The following is a 17,334-nucleotide window of genomic DNA, read 5'->3' as shown; positions in this document are numbered from 1 at the left end:
CTATAAAAAACAATCTGATAACAGTTGCAGTCGCGGGTTCTGTGAGCAACGAAACAAGCGGGAATAAAAAATAGGGTTAAATACAGAAAGTTGGAGGGGAAGCACAGTTTTTTTGTGCTTCCACTTACCAATAAAGAGGTATTAAAGCGGCACTCAGGATTGAAACGCCAACGCCCGTTTTTCACACCAGCGAAAACCAATTGTTAACAATCCGTTCATCGCCAGATAAAGCCCGCCAGCTACCCCGAACACCGCCAGGGTATCGTAGGTCTGGGCATTCAACCCCTGAGCAAGCCCCATGATATCCATGATGGTGATGGTACTGGCGAGGGAACTCCCCTTGAGCACCAGGATCACCTCGTTGGAGTAGGCGGGCACCAGATGGCGGGCAGCGTGACGCACCTTCATCCAGAGGGTCTGGCCAGCCGAGAACCCCAGCGCCCGACATGCCTCTATCTCACCGGCCGGGATGGCATCGAGCGCCCCCTTGAACAGTCGGGTGGAGTAAGCCGCCGTGTTGAGACCCAGCGCCAGCACGGCGCAAAACCAGGGCTGTTTGAGCAGCGGCCAGAGCGGGCTGGCTTTCAGCCACTCGAACTGACCAGGCCCGTAGTAAATCAGGAAGATCTGAATAAGCAGCGGCGTACCAGTAAAGATCAGCACCCACAGCTGCACCAGCTGGGTCGCCACCGGCAGACGCAACTCCAGCACCCAGGTCATCAGGGCCGCCAATGCGATTCCCAGCAGCAGGCTGAACAGGGTCAGCTCCAGCGTAGTGACCAGACCGCCCAGCAAAGTGACGAGATACTCTTGCATCAGTTAGCCTCCGTAGCGGCGGGTGTAGCGGGCAGCCAGCCCGAGGCCGAACTCACTTACCAGACTGATGGCCAGATAGATAAGGGCGGCGGCGGCATACCAGGTGAATGGCTCATAAGTACTGGCCGAGGCCATCTGCGCTTGGCGCATCATCTCGTTGACCCCGATCAGCGACACCAGCGCGGTATCTTTCAGCAGCACCAGCCACTGGTTGCCAAGGCCCGGCAAGGCGTGACGCCACGCCTGCGGCAGCACGATACGAAAGAAGATATGGCCCTTGCCTAGCCCCAGCGCCAGCGCCGCCAGCCGTTGACCTGAAGGCACCGCATTGAGCGCCGCCCGCAGGGTCTGGGTCGCATAGCTGGCGAACAGCAGGGAGAGCGCCAGCACGCCACAGGCGAACGGGCTGAACTCCACATACTCGCCGGTGATGAGGAACAGCACCTGGGTCGAGCCGAAGTAGATGAACAGCACCACCAGCAACTCGGGCAGGCCACGGATCAGCGTGGTCAGAGTGGCCACCGGCCACACCAGCGCACGCTGTTTGCTGAGCTCGGCGGCACTGAACGCCAGTGCCAATACCATGCCCCCGACCAGTGATGCCAAGGCCAGCCCGAGGGTCATCCAGGCTGCATCCAACAACAGGCTCAACATGGCTTACTGCGCGAAGTATTTGTCGAAGATTTTCTGATAGGTGCCGTTGGCCTTGATCTCGGCCAGCCCCTTGTTCAGCTGAGTCAGCAGCTCCTGATTGCCCTTGGCGACCGCGATGCCAAAGCCGGTACCGAAGTATTTAGCATCGGTCACCGGCGTACCCACCACCGCATACTCCTTGTGCTGCTTCAGCCAGTCGGCAGCGACCGCGGTATCGGCAAATACGCCGTCGGTACGGCCGTTCATCATGTCGAGGAAGGCGCTCTGGTAGCTGGCGTACGGCACGGTCAGCAGACCCTTGCTCACCCAGTTATCCACCAGATAGGACTGGTGAGAGGTACCGTTCTGCACGCCGACGGTCTTGTCGACCATCTCTTCCGGCCCCTTGAAGGCATCTTTCTTGGCCACAAATACCGCCGAGTTCTCGTAATAGATGTCGGAGAAATCGACCTGAGCGGAGCGCTCCGGGGTTACGTCCATGGCGGCGATGGCAGCATCGTAGCGACGGAATTTCAGGCTGGGGATCAGGCTGTCAAAGGCCTGGTTGTGGAAGCTGCATTCCAGCTTGGCCTGCTCGCAGATGGCGCGGGCCAGATCGATGTCAAAACCCTGAAACTCGTTCTTGTCATCCAGGTATTCGAACGGCGCGTAGGTGGCCTCGGTGGCGAACTTGATCTCTTTGGCCATGACGGAGGTACTCAACAGACCCATGGCAGCAACCAACAACAGACTCTTTTTCATGACAGCTTCCTTATCGATTCAATATCAATGCATCAAGAATTCGGCAAACCGGCTGGTTTGCGGGGATAGGAAAATGGCGGCGGTGCCGGATTCGATGATCCGCCCCTTCTCCAGATAAATCACCTGACTGGCCACCTTGCGGGCAAAATCGACCTCGTGGGTCACCACCACCTGGGTAATGCCGGTCTGACTCAGATTACGGATGATCTCGGCCACCTCTTTGGTGATCTCGGGATCCAGCGCGGCAGTCGGTTCGTCAAACAGCAGCACTTCCGGATCCATCATCAGGGTACGGGCAATGGCCACCCGCTGTTGCTGGCCGCCAGATAAACGGGCAGGCCAGGCATCACGCTTGTCGGCCAGCTGCAGCTGGGCCAGCAGATAGGCCCCCTTCTCGATGGCGGCCTCCTTGCTCATGCCGAGCACCTTGACCGGCGCTTCAATCAGATTCTCCATCACAGTGAGATGTGGCCAGAGATTGTACTGCTGGAACACCATGCCCACCTTGCGACGCAGCAGTTGGGACTGGCGGTTGAATTCGGCAGCAGAGAGGGAGTTCGGGAAAGAAAATTCACTTTCGCCAATCCGCAGAACACCCGCATCCGGGGTGTCCAGCAGGTTCATCATCCGTAGCAGGGAACTCTTGCCAGCACCGCTCGGGCCCAGCAACACCAAGGTTTCACCGGGGGATGTCCGAAAGCTGACCTGTTGCAGAACCGGCACCTTGTGCCAGGATTTCTCGATACCTATTAATTCAATACCCATACAGCCCAATTGAATAAGTTTTCAAAATTTCATCCCGATTCTATCCCTAATGAAGGTCGATGCAAGCCATTTTTGAATCAATATGCAGAACAAGCGCCGCTTCCTTGCAAAAAACGGCATATGAATGCAAAATGGCCTCGCTGTTCGTATCTGCCGCCTGTGTCGCACAGGCCGCCACACCTCCTCATTCGTGAGACCAAGATGAAACACAACGACAAGCAAGAAAAACTGGCCAAGGCCTTTAAAGCCTTGCTGAAAGAAGAGCGCTTTGGCTCCCAGGCAGAAATCGTCACCGCTCTGCAAGAGCTGGGCTTCGAGAACATCAACCAGTCCAAGGTGTCGCGCATGCTGAGCCGCTTCGGCGCCGTTCGCACTCGCAACGCCAAGATGGAGATGGTCTACTGCCTGCCGGTGGAACTGGGCGTGCCCACCACCTCCAGCCCGCTCAAGAATCTGGTGCTGGACGTCGATCACAACGGCGCATTGGTGGTGATCCACACCAGCCCGGGCGCAGCCCAGCTGATCGCCCGCCTGCTAGACTCCCTCGGCAAGGCAGAAGGGATACTTGGCACCATCGCCGGTGATGACACCATCTTCATCACCCCGACCAGCGACACCGATATCGAAGAGCTCTACCTCTCCGCCCTCGAGCTGTTCGAACAGACCCCGTAATGGCCGCCACCGCCTCATAGCGGTTAGGCCAGAACGAAAAATCCCGGCCTTGGCCGGGATTTTTGTTTTCTGCAGCTTCGTCAGGCGGGCTTATTTGCCCTGCGCCATCAAAAAGCCTTCCGATGGGGCGAAGAAGGCCGCGCCGGTCACCGCCTTGGTGAAGCGCAGCAGGTGGTCGAAGTGGCTGCCCTCCCCCTTGTACATGCTGGCCAGCATGGCGTTGAAGTGCTGCGGTGTGCGGCAGCAGGAGATGAAGTAGAGCCCCTGCTCGCGCATGGTGCCCCAGGGCATGCTCTGGCGCAGGATCTCCATGGACTCCCCTTTCGGGGTCTTGAGGTTGACCCGCTTGATGTGGGCGGTCAGCGGCTTGGCGGCAGATTCATACTCAATGTTGTCGGGCTTGGTACGACCGATAATGTCTTCCTGCTCTTTTTGCGCCAGCTTCTCCCAGTCGCTCATGGCGTGAACCCAGCGCTGAACGTGGATGTAAGAGCCACCGGCAAACTCGCCTTCCGCCAACAGCGCCACTTCGGCGCGATGCTCATCCTGCGGGTTCTCGGTGCCGTCGACGAAACCGGTCAGGTCACGGCAATCCAGGTTGCGGAAACCGCGCACCTCTTCGGCCAGATCCACCAGTCCGGCCAGCAGCGCCATCACGCGGTGACCGGCGTGGTGCAGCACGTCCACCCGATCAGCACGCAGCTGCACGAAGAGATCAAACGGGGTGTTGGGGGCTTCCTGACCGTTGGCGGATTGCGCCATAAAGCCACGGAACTGGGGCGGACGGGCAGCAGGATAGAGACCATCCCAGGTGTCGGCGCCAACGGCGACCAGACCGCTGAACCCGGCATCGGGGAAATCGGCAGCGACCGCCTGCCACAGGGCGGGCAACTTGGCCAGACGGCCGACCAGTTCGGCGGCATCACCAGTGCGATTGAACATCAGATAGAGGGCGTGCAGATTCGGCTCTGCGCAGATCCCGGCTTGGGCTTTCATATATCTCTCCCCTGAGTAGGCGTTAGCGTTACGGGCTATTTGCGTTGCGCGATTATAAACCAGAGCAGCTCCAGTTCTTTGATTTCACAACGATATCACGCGTTCAGGGTAAAGGGTCAAACAACACCAGCCCATGGGGGGCGACCTTGATGCGGGCCCGCATCCCTGCAAGGGGCTCGCCAATGCTCGCCTCCAGCCGCAGCTCGCCACACTCGAACAGCACCCGGCAGTGATGGCCGAGGAACTGCTGCTCCACCACCTTGAGCTCGCCATCTGCGGCGCTCTCCAGCAGTAGTTGCTGGGGTCTGAGCATCAGTTGCAACTGTTCGCCCACCGCGCGACCATGAGGCTCGCTGCCACAGATGACCCCGAGCGCCGTCTGCACACAGTGGCGGTCCACCACCTCGGCGGCCAGATAGTTGACCCCGCCGAGAAACTCCGCCACAAAGCGGTTTTGCGGGCGGCGATAGAGCTGCTCCGGCTGACCCACCTGCTCGATATGACCAGAGCGAAACAGCGCCAGCCGGTCGGCGAAGGCGAAGGCCTCCTCCTTGCTGTGACTGACGAAGATGGCGCCAATCCCCTGCTGTTTGAGCAGGGCACGGATCTCGAGGATCAACTTCATCCGCACCTGGGTATCGATGTTGGAGAAGGGTTCATCCAGCAGCATCAGCCGAGGCTTGCATACCAGCGCCCGGGCGATGGCCACTCGCTGCTGCTGACCACCAGAGAGCTGGTGCGGATAACGATCCCCCAGCCCCTGCAGATTGACCAGCGCCAACGCCTCATCCACCTGCTGCTGACGAGCACTGCGGTCGAGTTTGGTCAGACCAAAGCCGACGTTGTCGGCCACCGTCAGGTGGGGGAAGAGGGCGTAATCCTGGAAGATCATCCCGATATTGCGCGCCTCGGGCGGCACGCTGGCACCCGGCCCGTCGAGCTGGGTATCGCCGAGGCAAATCGAGCCCTCTGCCAGCGGCAACAGCCCGGCGATAGCCTTGAGCAGCGTGGTTTTGCCGCAACCACTGGCCCCCAACAGGCAGACGATCTCGTTGTCTGCCACCGTCAGGGAGAGCTGTTCCAGCACATTGCGGCCGTTGTAACGGCAACTGACATTTTCAACCTGCAAGCAAGACAAGGCTGACTTCCTCTCGTTTCTGGCGGTGCGCAGCCTTTCGATCAAGCACACCGCATGCAATTTCATTAGCCGACGTGGCGACTCAGTGACCCGGGCTGTCCAGACTGCGATTGACCCAGATCAGCGGCAACAGTCCCACCAGCACGATGACGATGGCCCCCAGCGCGCCGCGCTCCAGCATCTCGTCCGAGACGAACTGGTAGACGTGGGTCGCCAGGGTATCGAAGTTGAACGGCCGCAGCAGCAGGGCGGCGGGCAGCTCCTTCATGGACTCGATGAACACCAGCATGGCCCCGGCAAACAGACCGCGGCGCACCAGCGGCAGATGGACCCGCCGCAACATGGCGCCATCCCCCTGCCCCAGGGAGCGGGCCGCCATGTCGAGACTGGGGGAGATCTTGCCCATGCTGCTCTCCACCGAGCCGATGGCGATGGCCACAAAGCGCACCAGATAACCGAACACGATGGCGGTAATGGTGCCGGTCAGCAGCAGCCCCGGGCCCTGACGCCCCAGCCACTCGGCCAGATCGTTGATGGCAAAATCGAGGGCGGTAAGCGGCACTAGCACCCCGATGGCCAGCACGGTGCCCGGCATGGCATAACCCATGGCGGCGATGCGCAGGGGCAGCAGGCTCTTGATCCCGCCATCGAGGCGGCGGAAGAAGCCGAGCAGCAGGGCAATCCCCATCGCCAGCAGGGCGGTCAGCGCCGAGATGAGCAGACTGTTGCCGGCGAAGCGGACAAACTCCGGCGTCCACGACAATTCGAAGTAGCGCACCCCGTAGTCGAGCAGGATGACAAACGGCAGGCCGAAACCGGCCAGCACCAGTCCCCAGCACCAAAAAGCGGCCAGCCAGCGACTCATCCCCTTGAGCGGATAGCGCAGCGGCTGCTCATGACCCATGGACTTCTGGAACACCTGCTGCCGACTGCGCGAGCGGCGCTCCAGCGCGATCAGCAGCACCACAGCCAGCAGCATCAGGCAGGAGAGTTTGGCCGCGGTGGCCAGACTGCCATAGCCGAGCCAGGTATCGTAGACCGCCGTGGTCAGGGTGTTGATGGCAAAGAAGTGGACGGTGGCAAAATCAGCCAACGTTTCCATCGCCACCAGCGACACCGCCACCATGATAGCCGGGCGTGCCAACGGCAGACTGAGACGGCGGAAGCTCTGCCACGGGGTACAGCCGAGCAGGCGGCTGGAGTGAATGAGGCTGACCGACTGCTCAAGAAAGGAGGCGCGGGTCAGCAGATAGACATAGGGGAACAGCACCAGCGCCAGCACCCAGGCGGCGCCGCCAAGGGAGCGAATGGCCGGAAACCAGTAATCGGCCGGACTGTTCCAGCCAAAGAGAGCGCGCAACCCGGCCTGTAGCGGGCCCGAGTAGTCGAGCAGGTCGGTATAGACGTAGGCGACGATATAGGAGGGCATCGCCATCGGCAGCATCAGCGCCCATTGCAGGGCACGGCGCCCCGGCACCTGACACATGGCCACCAGCCAGGCGGTAGGCACGCCAAACAGCAGGCTGAGCAAGACCACGCCGACCACCAGCCCCAGGGTATTGGCCAGATAATCGAGCAGCACGGTATCGGCGAGGTGGCGAAACAGCTCTCCCTCAGCCGAGAAGGCAGAGAAAACAAGGGCAATAACCGGTAAAGCCAGCAGCAGGGCGGTGGCCCAGCTGCCGGTAATCCATCCAAAATTTTTCATGAGACCACAGAGGTTGATGGGGCCGTTGGCCCCATCTGATTACAAGTCGAACTTCACTTCATCCAGCAACTGCAAGGCGTCCTTGCGGTGCTTGGCGTAATCGCTGACCGGTAGTGCGTCAGACTTGAAACTGCCCCAAGATTTGACCATGGCGGAAGGCTCGACCCCGGCCTTGACCGGATATTCGGCGTTCACGTCCGCATACATGTGCTGGGCGGTATCGCCAGCCAGAAACTCCATCAGCTTCTGGGCGGCTTCTTTGTTCTTGGCATACTTGGTCATGGCCACGCCGCTCACGTTGACGTGGGCACCGCGATCAGCCTGGTTCGGGAAGTTGATATAGACGGCATCCGCCCAGGATTTCTGCGCTGGATCTTTCAACATGGCGCCCAGATAGTAGCTATTGCCGAGCGACACATCACAGATGCCATCCTTGATCGCCTTGACCTGATCCCGGTCGTTGCCCTGCGGTTTGCGCGCCAGGTTGGCCTTGACCCCTTCCAGCCAGGTTTTGGTCTCGGCCATACCGTGATGGACGATCATCGAGGAGACCAGCGCCACATTGTACTCATGCTTACCGCTGCGGGTGCAAATTTTCCCTTTGAATTCAGGCTTGGCCAGATCTTCGTAGCTGATGGTATCGAGCTTGCCGAGGCGCTCCTTGCTCGAATAGATGGCACGCACCCGGGTGGTCAGGGCGAACCAGCGGTTCTCCGGATCGCGATAGCTGGCGGGGATGTTCTCCTGCAGGATCTTGCTCTCAACCGGCTGCACCAGCCCCTTCTCCACCAGATCGGTCAGACGGCTGATATCGGTCGTCAGCATCAGGTCGGCCGGGGAAAGCTTGCCTTCCCGCTCCAGACGCTCGTTCAACCCCTCTTTGGCGAACACCACGTTCACCTTGATGCCAGATTCCTTCTCGAACTGCTGGATGATGGGCTTGATCAGCTCATCCTGCCGGTTGGAGTAGACATTCACTTCCCCGGCCGCCAATGCCGATTGAGCCGCCAACGCAGAGAAAGCCAGTGCCAACATCTTCATTTTCATCATCCATTCCTTGATTTGCTATGCAGAGTGATAACGATTGCCGTTTGCATTCTGCATACATCTTATGAGCGGATCAAGAACGCTCGCCGTCGCCACATCACATATTTAATCTCCCCTAAATGAAAAGGGCCGGATGGAATCCCATCTGGCCGCTTCTTACCAAAACATTATGTAAATCAGGCTTCAATAAGCTCTCACCCATCGGGATTCCCCCGAGCTCGGGAGGTTAGCAGATCTGTACGTCACGGCTGCGGTTCATCACAGCGCCTCGTCGTCACTCTCGCCGGTGCGGATCCGTACCGCTTGCAGCAAGTCGTAGACAAAAATCTTGCCGTCGCCGATCTTGCCGGTATAGGCCGCCTTGCAGATCGCCTCGATCACCCCTTCCACGTTATCATCAGCGGTGGCAATCTCCAGCTTCACCTTGGGCAGGAAGTCGACCTGATACTCGGCTCCCCGGTATAATTCGGTGTGTCCCTTCTGGCGGCCAAATCCCTTGACCTCGGACACGGTCAGCCCTTCCACCCCCAGGTTGGCAATAGCCTCGCGGACATCGTCCAACTTGAACGGTTTGATAATCGCACTAATCAGCTTCATCTGGTTGCTCCCAATCCATGGTGTGTCATGAATCGGGTTTCAATTCTTATGCCAAGTATTTTTATTGTTTTATTTCATATAGATAGACTTTAATGCCTGCGCCATTCGCCAGGCTCATCCCCATAACCGGCCAGCACGCCCCATAATGAGGCACCATGCTGCAGCGGCCAGCGGGTATGCACCAAACAAGAGCAAAACAGCATGTTAGTTATCTCCAACAGCATCACCCTGCCCTGGCATGAGCTGCAATTCCAGACCATGCGGGCACAGGGCAACGGCGGACAGCACGTCAACAAGACCGACTCCGCCGTCTGGTTGCGCTTCGATTACCGCAACTCTCCCAGCCTGACCCCCCTCTACAAGGAGGGCCTCGACAAGCTGAGCGACAGCCGGGTACACGATGGCTTTATCATGATCCGGGTCGAGAGCCATCGCAGCCAGGACATGAACCGCAAGGAGGCGATGAGCCGTCTGGTGGAGTTGCTAAAGAAAGCAGCCTGGCGCCCCAAGGCTCGCCATGCCACCAAGCCGACCCGCAGCTCCCAGCGCAAGCGAGTCGATGCCAAAAAGCGCAAGGGGGATATCAAATCCACCCGCGGCAAGCCGGTTCTGGACTGAGCCACTCCCAGCCCCCAAAGGATGTCAGCCGATGAGATACAGTTTTTGCGACAACGCCCGCGGCCCGCTGCTGGTCGCCATCGACGAGGATGGCCTGCGCCACGTGGAGTTCATGCACGGGGAGCGGCCCGTCATGCCGCACGCTGACTGGCAACGGGATGACAATGCGCTGGCCCCCTATCTCGCCCAGTTCACCGCCTATTTCGCCGGAAAGTTGCAGCAGTTCGACCTGCCCATGGCAGCGAAGGGCACCCCGTTCCAGCAAACGGTGTGGCGCGCCCTGTGTGATATCCCCTATGGCGAGACCGTCAGCTATCTCGAGATAGCCCAAGCCATCGGCAATCCCAAGGCGGTGCGGGCGGTGGGCGCCGCCAATGGCCGCAATCCGCTCAGCATCATAGTGCCCTGCCATCGGGTGATCGGACGCAGCGGCGATCTGACCGGCTATGCTGGCGGTATTCCCATCAAGCGCTGGTTGCTGGCACTGGAACAGGCGGGCGCGACATTCGAACTGGCCCCATGACACTATGACCGTCCATAGAGAGTGACTGGACAATGTAGTGACCAAAATGAAAAGGCTTTCAGCCAGTGACAATACCTTGCTGACAAGATGAACAGAAAATGAAGAATTGCCTCAGAACTACTTCAGATTGCAACGGGCATAGTGACCCTATGCTTGAATGTGACAGCTTATCCGCTTATTCAAGTAGCACCCATGTGACGCTTCCAATCTGTCTTTTTCCCCGCGCCTCCTCTGAGGCGCTTTTTTTGTGCCAACACAACAGGCCAACCCTCTGACTGAGTGACCTGAGCAGCACACGCTCTGCACCAACGCAAAAACAAAGAGGCAAAGGATCATCCTTCGCCTCTTTGTTATCAGGAGTAGCTACTCGCTCTGGGGCAAAAACTGCAGTTCTGGCGTAGAGGAGGTCAGCACATCTGCGCAGTAATCCCAGGTGGATATCCGGTAGTGCTGCAGATCTTCATCCAGATGCAGGCCGTCAGACTCTTGATGGAACCAGCTGGCAAAGCGGGAGGGGGTGATAAGCTGGATCTGCTCTTCGATGGAGTGACTCTCCTTTCCCTCGGTCAAGTCACAATCCTCGACCACCCGCAAAGCGTAGATATGACGAAAATGCACCCGACAAAGAATTTGGGGAGGCAGATCTATGCTCCGCGCCCGGCCCAACATGATGGTCAGGGAGTCGCTCCAGAGATCCTGATGCAGCTCGGCAACGACCAGTCCGGGGGGGAGCTGGCGGGACGGAGCCCAAGGTACGGCAACCTGCCGAATGGCATTTTTCTGTTCCATAACTCACCTCGCAACAACTCACTCCCTGTCTTGAGTCTATCTGAACCACATTGTCCCGGCGAAGACAATCAATGAGCAGTAAAAGCGGGCAATAAAAAAGCCGACGTATCAAACGTCGGCGAATAAAAAGTGCTTACAACAGAGGATTCATATATTCAGACCCGCGAGTCGGAAGATTGGTTCCCTCTTTTTGTAATTAATTTTCGGCGCGTTTAAACATCAAGGTATTGGCGTCCGACTCTTCCGGCACGAAGTAGTAACCCTCCGCGTTGAAAGTGGTCAACTGCTCCACCTCGGTCAGCCGCTGCTTGATGATATGGCGGGCCATCATGCCGCGCGCCTTCTTGGCATAGAAGCTGATGATCTTGAACTGGCCGTTCTTCTCATCCTTGAACACCGGCGTGATGATCCGCCCTTTCAGGCTCTTGGGCCGTACCGACTTGAAATACTCGTCGGATGCCAGATTGATCACTACCTCATCCCCCTGCGCGGCCAGCGCGTCGTTGAGGTGGTGAGTGATCACCTCGCCCCAGAACTGGTAGAGATCCTTGCCGCGGCGATTGTCGAGCCGGGTCCCCATCTCCAGCCGGTAGGGCATAATCAGATCGAGGGGGCGCAGCACTCCATAGAGGCCAGAGAGCATCCGCAGATGCCCCTGAGCGAAGTCCAAATCGGCCTCGCTGAAATCCTCGACGGCCAATCCGGTGTAGACATCCCCCTTGAAGGCCAGCAGCGCCTGACGGGCGTTGGCTGGCGTGAAGTCTGGCTGCCACTCGGCAAAGCGGGCAGCATTAAGACCTGCCAGCTTGTCGCTGATCTTCATCAGACTGGCGATCTGATCCGGGCTCAGTTGGCGGGCCCGGCTAATCAACTCGGCGGAGTGATCAAGCAATTCAGGTTGGGTGAAACGGGGGGTCACCAGCGGTGACTCGTAATCCAGCGTCTTGGCCGGGGAAACCACAATCAGCATAACGTTCCTTTATGGCGAGGGGCCGAACTACAGCACGGCCCCATGATTCATTCATCCAGCGTAACATTATCCAGCATGCCGGTACCGAGAGTATCCTGACCGGAGAGTTTGATTTGCAAGCGCAAATCATTGGCCGAATCGGCATGGGCGAGAGCCTCACTGTAGCCAATCTGGCCGGCACAGAACAGCTTGAACAACGCCTGATCGAAAGTCTGCATGCCCAACTCAGAGGATTTGGTCATCACCTCCTTGAGCCGGTGCACCTCCCCCTTGCGGATGATATCGGTGATCAGCGGGGTATTGAGCAGCACCTCGAAGGCCGCAAAACGCCGCTTGCCATCCATGCTGGGCACCAGCTGTTGGGCAACGATGGCCTTGAGATTGAAGGAGAGATCGAACAGGAACTGACGGTGTTTGTCTTGCGGCACCAGATGGAGAATGCGATCCAGCGCCTGATTGGCGTTGTTGGCATGCAAGGTGGCGAGACAGAGGTGGCCCGTCTCGGCAAACTGCAGGGCAAACTCCATGGTCTCCTGACTTCGGATCTCGCCGATCAGGATCACGTCAGGCGCCTGACGCAGCGAGCTTTTCAGCGCCACATCGAACGACTCGGTATCGATCCCCACCTCTCGCTGGGTCACCAGACAACGGCCATGCTGATGGACGAACTCCACCGGATCTTCCACCGTCAGAATGTGGCCATCGGCATGCTGGTTGCGATAGCCGATCATCGCCGCCTGGGTGGTGGATTTACCCGCCCCGGTGGCCCCGACAAATAGCACCAATCCCCGCTTGGCCATCGCGACCTCTTGCAGGATATTGGGCAGTTGCAGGTCTTCAAAGGTGGGGATGCGGGTTTCGATGCGGCGCACCACCATGCCGGGCTGCTCCTGCTGCCAGAAGGCGCTGACCCGAAAGCGGCCAAGGGCCTCGCGATAAATCGCGTAGTTGGCCTCCTTGGTGCGGATATAGCGCTCGAAGTGATCGCTGCTCAAGGTATCCCTGACCAGCGTCAGCGCCCCCTTCTTGTCTAGCGCCTCCCCCCCCAGCGATACAAGATGACCGTTCACCTTGAGGGTGGGCGGTGAGCCCACCGTCACAAACAGATCCGATCCCTTTCGCTCGACCAGCTGGCTAAGCAGATCATCCAGATTCATTATTTCTCCCTCCCTGGGTTTGGCATCCTTAAATACTGTTGGGATCAACCGCCTTGACCTTGGCATCGAGGGATGCCACCACACCGCGGCTAACCAGCTGTTTCAGACTTTGATCCATGGTCTGCATGCCGTGGGTCATCCCGGTCTGGATCACCGAGTAGAGCTGGGCGATCTTGTCTTCTCGAATGAGGTTACGCACCGCGGGAATGCCCATCATGATCTCGTGGGCCGCTACCCGACCGCCACCAATACGCTTGAGCAGGGTCTGGGAGATAACCGCCCGCAGGGATTCGGAGAGCATGGAACGCACCATATCCTTCTCCGCACCGGGGAAGACGTCGATGATACGGTCGATGGTCTTGGCCGCCGACGAGGTGTGCAGGGTGCCAAACACCAGATGGCCGGTCTCTGCCGCAGTCATGGCGAGGCGAATAGTCTCGAGGTCACGCATCTCGCCCACCAGAATAATGTCCGGGTCTTCCCGCAGAGCCGAGCGCAGGGCGTTGCTGAAGCTCTTGGTATCCCGGTGCACTTCCCGCTGGTTCACCAGACAGCGTTTGTTCTCGTGAACGAATTCGATGGGGTCTTCGATGGTGAGAATGTGGTGGTGGAAGTTCTCATTGATGTAGTTGACCATGGCCGCCAGGGTGGTCGACTTACCAGAACCGGTCGGGCCGGTCACCAGCACCAGACCTCGGGGAAATTCCGAAATTTTGCGAAAAATCTCCGGCGCATCAAGATCTTCCAGGCTCAGCACAGTGCTGGGGATGGTCCGGAATACTGCGCCTGATCCGCGGGATTGCTGAAAGGCGTTAACCCGGAAACGGGCCAGATTGGGCACCTCAAACGAGAAATCGACTTCGAAGTTCTCTTCCAGCTCCTTGCGCTGGTGATCGTTCATGATGTCATAAATGAGGCTATGTACTTCTCGATGTTCGAGGGCGGGCAAATTGATCTTGCGCACCTCACCATCAACCCTGATCATCGGGGGAACACCGGCCGAGAGGTGTAGATCCGAGGCTTTATGCTTTACACTGAAAGCCAATAACTCTGTGATATCCATAGACTTGTCATTCTCCCATCACAAGATCACTAACGAAATATGAACCAGATTGCCCAGCACCTGTTTCAGGTAAAGGAACGTATTGCCCAAGCTGCTGCGCGGGCAAACCGCAACCTGCAGCAGATCCTCCTGCTTGCCGTCAGCAAGACCAAGCCTGTCGAGGCTGTCATGGCTGCCCATGCCGCAGGTCAGCGCTGTTTTGGCGAATCCTACGCCCAGGAAGCAGCGACCAAGATCGATACCTTGCGCCAGCAGCCGGAATATTGCGACATAGAGTGGCACTTTATCGGCCCTTTGCAATCGAACAAATCCAAACTGGTCGCCGAACGGTTTGACTGGGTACAGAGCGTGGATCGGGACAAGCTGATCGACCGCCTCAACAACCAGCGCCCGGCCTGCATGGCACCGCTAAATATCTGTCTGCAAATCAATATTAGCGGAGAGAGCAGCAAATCCGGAACGTCGGAGCAAGAGATTTTCCGTCTCGCCGAACTGGTTTCTCACAGCGAGCGGCTGGTATTGCGAGGAGTGATGGCCATTCCCGAGCACACCAGCGATGAAAATGTATTGGCCACCCAAATGACCCGTATGCAGACTCTGTTCACCGAGCTTGCGCGACAATACCCCACGGTTGATACCCTCTCGATGGGCATGACCGAAGATCTTGAGCTGGCCATCGCCCACGGTAGCACCATGGTGCGGGTCGGCACCGCCATCTTCGGCGCCCGTGACTACTCATAAGCAGGGCCGGCGGATAACAGATACATCCGCCCCTTGCAGCGACTTCATCAACAGGAGCGTTTGATGGAACACCGAATGTTGGCGTTAGCCTGTGCAGGCAGCACAGGCTGTGCCGTGACCGCATGTGCAACAGGAGCATCTGATGCAGCATAGAACTCTGGCCTTTATCGGCGCGGGCAACATGAGCCGCAGCATCATTGCCGGACTGGTCAAGGCGGGCTACCCCGCCGGGCAGATCACTGCCGCCAACCCAAGCCTGCCCAAGCTGCAGGCGCTGGCCAGTGACTACGGCATTCGCATCACCCAGTCCAATATTGAGGCGGCCCGCAATGCCGAGGTGATCGTGCTGGCGGTCAAACCGCAGTTGATGGCGGGTATGTTGGCGGCGCTGGTTGCCGAGCTGGGTTCCCTTGAAGGCAAGCTGCTGATCTCCATCGCAGCCGGTATCAAGGTGGCGCGCCTTGGCGAGATGGCCGGTGGCCACCACCGCATCATCCGCACCATGCCCAATACCCCGGCCCTGCTGGGTCTGGGAATGACCGGCCTCTATGCCCCCGAGCATATTGCCGCCAGCGATCGCGACTTTGCCGAGCAGATGATGCTGGCCGTCGGTAAAACCCTCTGGGTGGAGCAGGAGTCCGGTATTAACGGCGTTATTGCCGCTGCGGGCAGTGCCCCGGCCTACCTCTTTCTCTTTATGCAGGCCATCGCCGAAGAGGCAGAGGCGATGGGCTTCTCACCCGAGCAGGCACGCCTGCTGGTGCAACAAACCGCGCTGGGGGCAGCCGCCATGGTGGAGCAAAACCCAAATATATCGCTGCAGACCCTGCGTGAGCAGGTCACCAGCAAGGGTGGCACCACCTTTGAGGCGATCAACACCTTCCAGCAGCAGGGGCTGATGCCGCTAACTGCCCACGCCATGCAGGCTGCCGTTGCTCGCGCCGCCGAAATGGAAACACTCTTCTAACAGGAGCCCAGATGAACACTGCTTACTTTCTGATTAACACCGTTTTTGATCTCTACCTGATGGTGGTGCTGCTGCGCGCCTGGTTGCAGTGGGCTCGCGCCGACTTCTACAACCCGATGAGCCAGATGGTGGTCAAGTTGACCAATCCGCTGGTGATCCCGCTGCGCCGTGTTATCCCCGGCTTTGGCGGCATCGATCTCGCCTCCGTGGTACTGGCGCTGGTCATCGCCTTCGCCAAGCTGGCGCTGCTCAAGAGCATGAACGTACTGATGGCCGACTGGCTCAACATCAGCCTGTTCGCCGCCCTCACCGTACTGAAAAAAGCGGGCTCGATGATCTTCTGGGTACTGCTGATCCGCGCCATCCTGAGCTGGGTCAGCCAGGGTCGCAACCCCATCGAATACGTGATGCATCAGCTGACCGAGCCATTCCTTGCCCCTATCCGCCGCATCCTGCCGGCACTGGGTGGACTGGATCTGTCGGTGCTGGTCGCCTTTATCGGCCTGCAAGCCATCAACTACCTGCTGGGCGACCTGTTCGGCCAGCTGTGGTGGATGATTTGATGCCAGCCGTCCTGCAACAAGGGGATGAACTGGTACTGCATCTGGTGATCCAGCCCAAAGCGAGTCGGGATCAGATCATCGGATTGCATGGCGACGAGCTGAAAGTGGCCATCACGGCGCCGCCGGTCGATGGCCAGGCCAACAGCCATCTGATCAAGTTTCTGGCCAAGCAGTTCAAGGTGGCCAAGGGGCAGGTCACCATAGTGCGGGGCGAGCTGGGACGGCACAAAACCGTCGCCATCGACAGCCCCAAACAGTGGCCACAAGAAGTGAGTGCACTGCTGAATGACCCGCAAGGCTGAATGAGTCGGCCTGTGCCAACCGTAGATATGAGAGGGATGACAGATGAAAACAGTCTGGATGAGTGGCTTACTGGCACTGCTGATGACCCTGCCACTCAAGGCAGAACAGATGAAGGAGCTGGGGCCCTGGCAGGTTCACTACAGCGCCTTCAACTCCAGCTTCCTCACCCCCGAGGTTGCCAAGGCGTATGGACTGGAGCGCAGCCGCTACAACGCCATCATCAATATCGCGGTACAGGACAAGCAGAAAGTGGCGCAAGCCGTGGGGATCACAGGTGAGGCCAAGAACCTGACAGGCACCATCCGCACTCTGAGCTTTCAGGAGGTAAAAGAGGGGGATGCCATCTACTATCTGGCAACCCTCCCCTACCGCAACGAAGATACCTATCAGTTCACCCTGAAGATCATGGGCGGCGGGCAGCAACAGAACCTCACCTTCCAGCAGACCTTCTACGTCGACTGAATGTGAGCGATAAAAACAACAAGGGCGCCATCACGGCGCCCTTG

At 58.6% G+C, this 17,334-nt stretch carries 21 protein-coding genes; 8 read left to right on the top strand and 13 right to left on the bottom strand.

Features of this window, described 5'->3' with window-relative positions; genetic code table 11:
- Positions 1 to 153: 153 nt before the first annotated feature.
- Genes artM through BN1135_RS19935 form a run of 4 tightly spaced genes read right to left on the bottom strand, consistent with a single transcriptional unit; the run spans position 154 to position 2,976 of the window.
- Positions 154 to 816 carry an arginine ABC transporter permease ArtM gene (artM, locus tag BN1135_RS19950; protein ID WP_042024248.1) on the bottom strand — a complete coding sequence of 221 codons (663 nt, stop codon included), beginning with the start codon at positions 814 to 816 and terminating at the stop codon, positions 154 to 156.
- A gap of 3 nt (positions 817 to 819) precedes the next feature.
- Complete coding sequence (gene artQ, locus BN1135_RS19945; RefSeq protein ID WP_042024246.1) at positions 820 to 1,470, bottom strand: arginine ABC transporter permease ArtQ; 651 nt, start codon at positions 1,468 to 1,470, stop codon at positions 820 to 822.
- Positions 1,471 to 1,473: 3 nt separating this feature from the next.
- Positions 1,474 to 2,211, bottom strand: coding sequence for a transporter substrate-binding domain-containing protein (locus tag BN1135_RS19940; RefSeq protein ID WP_042024243.1), 738 nt, complete (start codon positions 2,209 to 2,211; stop codon positions 1,474 to 1,476).
- Between the two features lie 24 nt (positions 2,212 to 2,235).
- On the bottom strand, positions 2,236 to 2,976 hold the full coding sequence (locus BN1135_RS19935) for an ATP-binding cassette domain-containing protein (RefSeq protein WP_042024241.1): 741 nt from the start codon (positions 2,974 to 2,976) through the stop codon (positions 2,236 to 2,238).
- A 201-nt stretch (positions 2,977 to 3,177) separates the two neighbouring features.
- Between BN1135_RS19935 and argR the strand changes: the two genes are divergently transcribed.
- Positions 3,178 to 3,648 carry a transcriptional regulator ArgR gene (gene argR / locus BN1135_RS19930; protein WP_005340378.1) on the top strand — a complete coding sequence of 157 codons (471 nt, stop codon included), beginning with the start codon at positions 3,178 to 3,180 and terminating at the stop codon, positions 3,646 to 3,648.
- A 90-nt stretch (positions 3,649 to 3,738) separates the two neighbouring features.
- On the opposite strand, the gene BN1135_RS19925 is transcribed toward argR, so the two are convergent.
- The 5 genes from BN1135_RS19925 to glnK form a co-directional block, all read right to left on the bottom strand.
- Positions 3,739 to 4,644, bottom strand: a complete 906-nt coding sequence (locus BN1135_RS19925) for a Dyp-type peroxidase (protein WP_042024238.1) — start codon at positions 4,642 to 4,644, stop codon at positions 3,739 to 3,741.
- A gap of 103 nt (positions 4,645 to 4,747) precedes the next feature.
- Complete coding sequence (locus BN1135_RS19920) at positions 4,748 to 5,782, bottom strand: ABC transporter ATP-binding protein (RefSeq protein ID WP_042024236.1); 1,035 nt, start codon at positions 5,780 to 5,782, stop codon at positions 4,748 to 4,750.
- 82 nt (positions 5,783 to 5,864) lie between these two features.
- The gene (locus BN1135_RS19915; protein ID WP_042024232.1) at positions 5,865 to 7,490 is read right to left on the bottom strand and encodes an ABC transporter permease; all 1,626 of its coding nucleotides are present in this window, start codon (positions 7,488 to 7,490) and stop codon (positions 5,865 to 5,867) included.
- Between the two features lie 39 nt (positions 7,491 to 7,529).
- On the bottom strand, positions 7,530 to 8,537 hold the full coding sequence (locus BN1135_RS19910; RefSeq protein WP_139245115.1) for a Fe(3+) ABC transporter substrate-binding protein: 1,008 nt from the start codon (positions 8,535 to 8,537) through the stop codon (positions 7,530 to 7,532).
- 258 nt (positions 8,538 to 8,795) lie between these two features.
- The gene (gene glnK, locus BN1135_RS19905) at positions 8,796 to 9,134 is read right to left on the bottom strand and encodes a P-II family nitrogen regulator (RefSeq protein ID WP_005341406.1); all 339 of its coding nucleotides are present in this window, start codon (positions 9,132 to 9,134) and stop codon (positions 8,796 to 8,798) included.
- A gap of 201 nt (positions 9,135 to 9,335) precedes the next feature.
- Here glnK and arfB point away from each other — a divergent pair, with 201 nt between their 5' ends.
- Complete coding sequence (gene arfB, locus BN1135_RS19900; protein ID WP_042024227.1) at positions 9,336 to 9,752, top strand: alternative ribosome rescue aminoacyl-tRNA hydrolase ArfB; 417 nt, start codon at positions 9,336 to 9,338, stop codon at positions 9,750 to 9,752.
- A gap of 31 nt (positions 9,753 to 9,783) precedes the next feature.
- A complete protein-coding gene (locus BN1135_RS19895) occupies positions 9,784 to 10,275 on the top strand; it encodes a methylated-DNA--[protein]-cysteine S-methyltransferase (protein ID WP_042024225.1) in 492 nt (163 codons plus the stop codon).
- Positions 10,276 to 10,638: 363 nt separating this feature from the next.
- Here BN1135_RS19895 and BN1135_RS19890 read toward each other — a convergent pair whose 3' ends face one another.
- From BN1135_RS19890 to tapT, 4 genes are all read right to left on the bottom strand, one after another.
- Positions 10,639 to 11,064 (bottom strand): hypothetical protein, encoded by a 426-nt coding sequence (locus tag BN1135_RS19890; RefSeq protein WP_042024223.1) that lies wholly within the window; start codon positions 11,062 to 11,064, stop codon positions 10,639 to 10,641.
- 196 nt (positions 11,065 to 11,260) lie between these two features.
- Entirely contained in the window at positions 11,261 to 12,034 is a 774-nt protein-coding gene (yaaA, locus tag BN1135_RS19885) for a peroxide stress protein YaaA (RefSeq protein ID WP_042024222.1), read from the bottom strand.
- A 47-nt stretch (positions 12,035 to 12,081) separates the two neighbouring features.
- A complete protein-coding gene (gene tapU / locus BN1135_RS19880) occupies positions 12,082 to 13,191 on the bottom strand; it encodes a type IVa pilus ATPase TapU (RefSeq protein WP_042024220.1) in 1,110 nt (369 codons plus the stop codon).
- Positions 13,192 to 13,219: 28 nt separating this feature from the next.
- Positions 13,220 to 14,254: a type IVa pilus ATPase TapT gene (gene tapT / locus BN1135_RS19875; RefSeq protein WP_042024218.1), complete on the bottom strand. Its 1,035-nt coding sequence runs from the start codon at positions 14,252 to 14,254 to the stop codon at positions 13,220 to 13,222.
- Between the two features lie 39 nt (positions 14,255 to 14,293).
- Between tapT and BN1135_RS19870 the strand changes: the two genes are divergently transcribed.
- The 5 genes from BN1135_RS19870 to BN1135_RS19850 all read left to right on the top strand — a co-directional run bounded on the left by BN1135_RS19870 (position 14,294) and on the right by BN1135_RS19850 (position 17,290).
- The gene (locus BN1135_RS19870; RefSeq protein WP_042024216.1) at positions 14,294 to 14,995 is read left to right on the top strand and encodes a YggS family pyridoxal phosphate-dependent enzyme; all 702 of its coding nucleotides are present in this window, start codon (positions 14,294 to 14,296) and stop codon (positions 14,993 to 14,995) included.
- Positions 14,996 to 15,137: 142 nt separating this feature from the next.
- Positions 15,138 to 15,962, top strand: coding sequence for a pyrroline-5-carboxylate reductase (gene proC / locus BN1135_RS19865; RefSeq protein ID WP_042024214.1), 825 nt, complete (start codon positions 15,138 to 15,140; stop codon positions 15,960 to 15,962).
- Between the two features lie 11 nt (positions 15,963 to 15,973).
- Positions 15,974 to 16,525, top strand: a complete 552-nt coding sequence (locus tag BN1135_RS19860; RefSeq protein WP_042024212.1) for a YggT family protein — start codon at positions 15,974 to 15,976, stop codon at positions 16,523 to 16,525.
- Positions 16,525 to 16,827 (top strand): DUF167 family protein YggU, encoded by a 303-nt coding sequence (yggU, locus tag BN1135_RS19855; RefSeq protein WP_042024209.1) that lies wholly within the window; start codon positions 16,525 to 16,527, stop codon positions 16,825 to 16,827. The genes BN1135_RS19860 and yggU overlap by 1 nt, the downstream gene beginning before the upstream one ends.
- Positions 16,828 to 16,870: 43 nt before the next feature.
- The gene (locus BN1135_RS19850) at positions 16,871 to 17,290 is read left to right on the top strand and encodes a DUF4426 domain-containing protein (protein ID WP_042024206.1); all 420 of its coding nucleotides are present in this window, start codon (positions 16,871 to 16,873) and stop codon (positions 17,288 to 17,290) included.
- Positions 17,291 to 17,334: the final 44 nt, after the last annotated feature.

Origin of the sequence: Aeromonas sobria (genome assembly GCF_000820145.1) — a bacterium.
Classification (GTDB): domain Bacteria; phylum Pseudomonadota; class Gammaproteobacteria; order Enterobacterales; family Aeromonadaceae; genus Aeromonas; species Aeromonas sobria.
The sequence above is the reverse complement of the archived record's forward strand: the minus strand, read 5'-3'. Positions and strand labels throughout refer to the sequence as shown.

Bases quoted from the DNA above. Each gene is read 5' to 3' on its own strand.
- artM (WP_042024248.1), bottom strand. From the start codon at position 816: ATGCAAGAGTATCTCGTCACTTTGCTGGGCGGTCTGGTCACTACGCTG.
- artQ (WP_042024246.1), bottom strand. From the start codon at position 1,470: ATGTTGAGCCTGTTGTTGGATGCAGCCTGGATGACCCTCGGGCTGGCC.
- BN1135_RS19940 (WP_042024243.1), bottom strand. From the start codon at position 2,211: ATGAAAAAGAGTCTGTTGTTGGTTGCTGCCATGGGTCTGTTGAGTACC.
- BN1135_RS19935 (WP_042024241.1), bottom strand. From the start codon at position 2,976: ATGGGTATTGAATTAATAGGTATCGAGAAATCCTGGCACAAGGTGCCG.
- argR (WP_005340378.1), top strand. From the start codon at position 3,178: ATGAAACACAACGACAAGCAAGAAAAACTGGCCAAGGCCTTTAAAGCC.
- BN1135_RS19925 (WP_042024238.1), bottom strand. From the start codon at position 4,644: ATGAAAGCCCAAGCCGGGATCTGCGCAGAGCCGAATCTGCACGCCCTC.
- BN1135_RS19915 (WP_042024232.1), bottom strand. From the start codon at position 7,490: ATGAAAAATTTTGGATGGATTACCGGCAGCTGGGCCACCGCCCTGCTG.
- BN1135_RS19910 (WP_139245115.1), bottom strand. From the start codon at position 8,537: ATGAAAATGAAGATGTTGGCACTGGCTTTCTCTGCGTTGGCGGCTCAA.
- glnK (WP_005341406.1), bottom strand. From the start codon at position 9,134: ATGAAGCTGATTAGTGCGATTATCAAACCGTTCAAGTTGGACGATGTC.
- arfB (WP_042024227.1), top strand. From the start codon at position 9,336: ATGTTAGTTATCTCCAACAGCATCACCCTGCCCTGGCATGAGCTGCAA.
- BN1135_RS19895 (WP_042024225.1), top strand. From the start codon at position 9,784: ATGAGATACAGTTTTTGCGACAACGCCCGCGGCCCGCTGCTGGTCGCC.
- BN1135_RS19890 (WP_042024223.1), bottom strand. From the start codon at position 11,064: ATGGAACAGAAAAATGCCATTCGGCAGGTTGCCGTACCTTGGGCTCCG.
- yaaA (WP_042024222.1), bottom strand. From the start codon at position 12,034: ATGCTGATTGTGGTTTCCCCGGCCAAGACGCTGGATTACGAGTCACCG.
- tapU (WP_042024220.1), bottom strand. From the start codon at position 13,191: ATGAATCTGGATGATCTGCTTAGCCAGCTGGTCGAGCGAAAGGGATCG.
- tapT (WP_042024218.1), bottom strand. From the start codon at position 14,254: ATGGATATCACAGAGTTATTGGCTTTCAGTGTAAAGCATAAAGCCTCG.
- BN1135_RS19870 (WP_042024216.1), top strand. From the start codon at position 14,294: ATGAACCAGATTGCCCAGCACCTGTTTCAGGTAAAGGAACGTATTGCC.
- proC (WP_042024214.1), top strand. From the start codon at position 15,138: ATGCAGCATAGAACTCTGGCCTTTATCGGCGCGGGCAACATGAGCCGC.
- BN1135_RS19860 (WP_042024212.1), top strand. From the start codon at position 15,974: ATGAACACTGCTTACTTTCTGATTAACACCGTTTTTGATCTCTACCTG.
- yggU (WP_042024209.1), top strand. From the start codon at position 16,525: ATGCCAGCCGTCCTGCAACAAGGGGATGAACTGGTACTGCATCTGGTG.
- BN1135_RS19850 (WP_042024206.1), top strand. From the start codon at position 16,871: ATGAAAACAGTCTGGATGAGTGGCTTACTGGCACTGCTGATGACCCTG.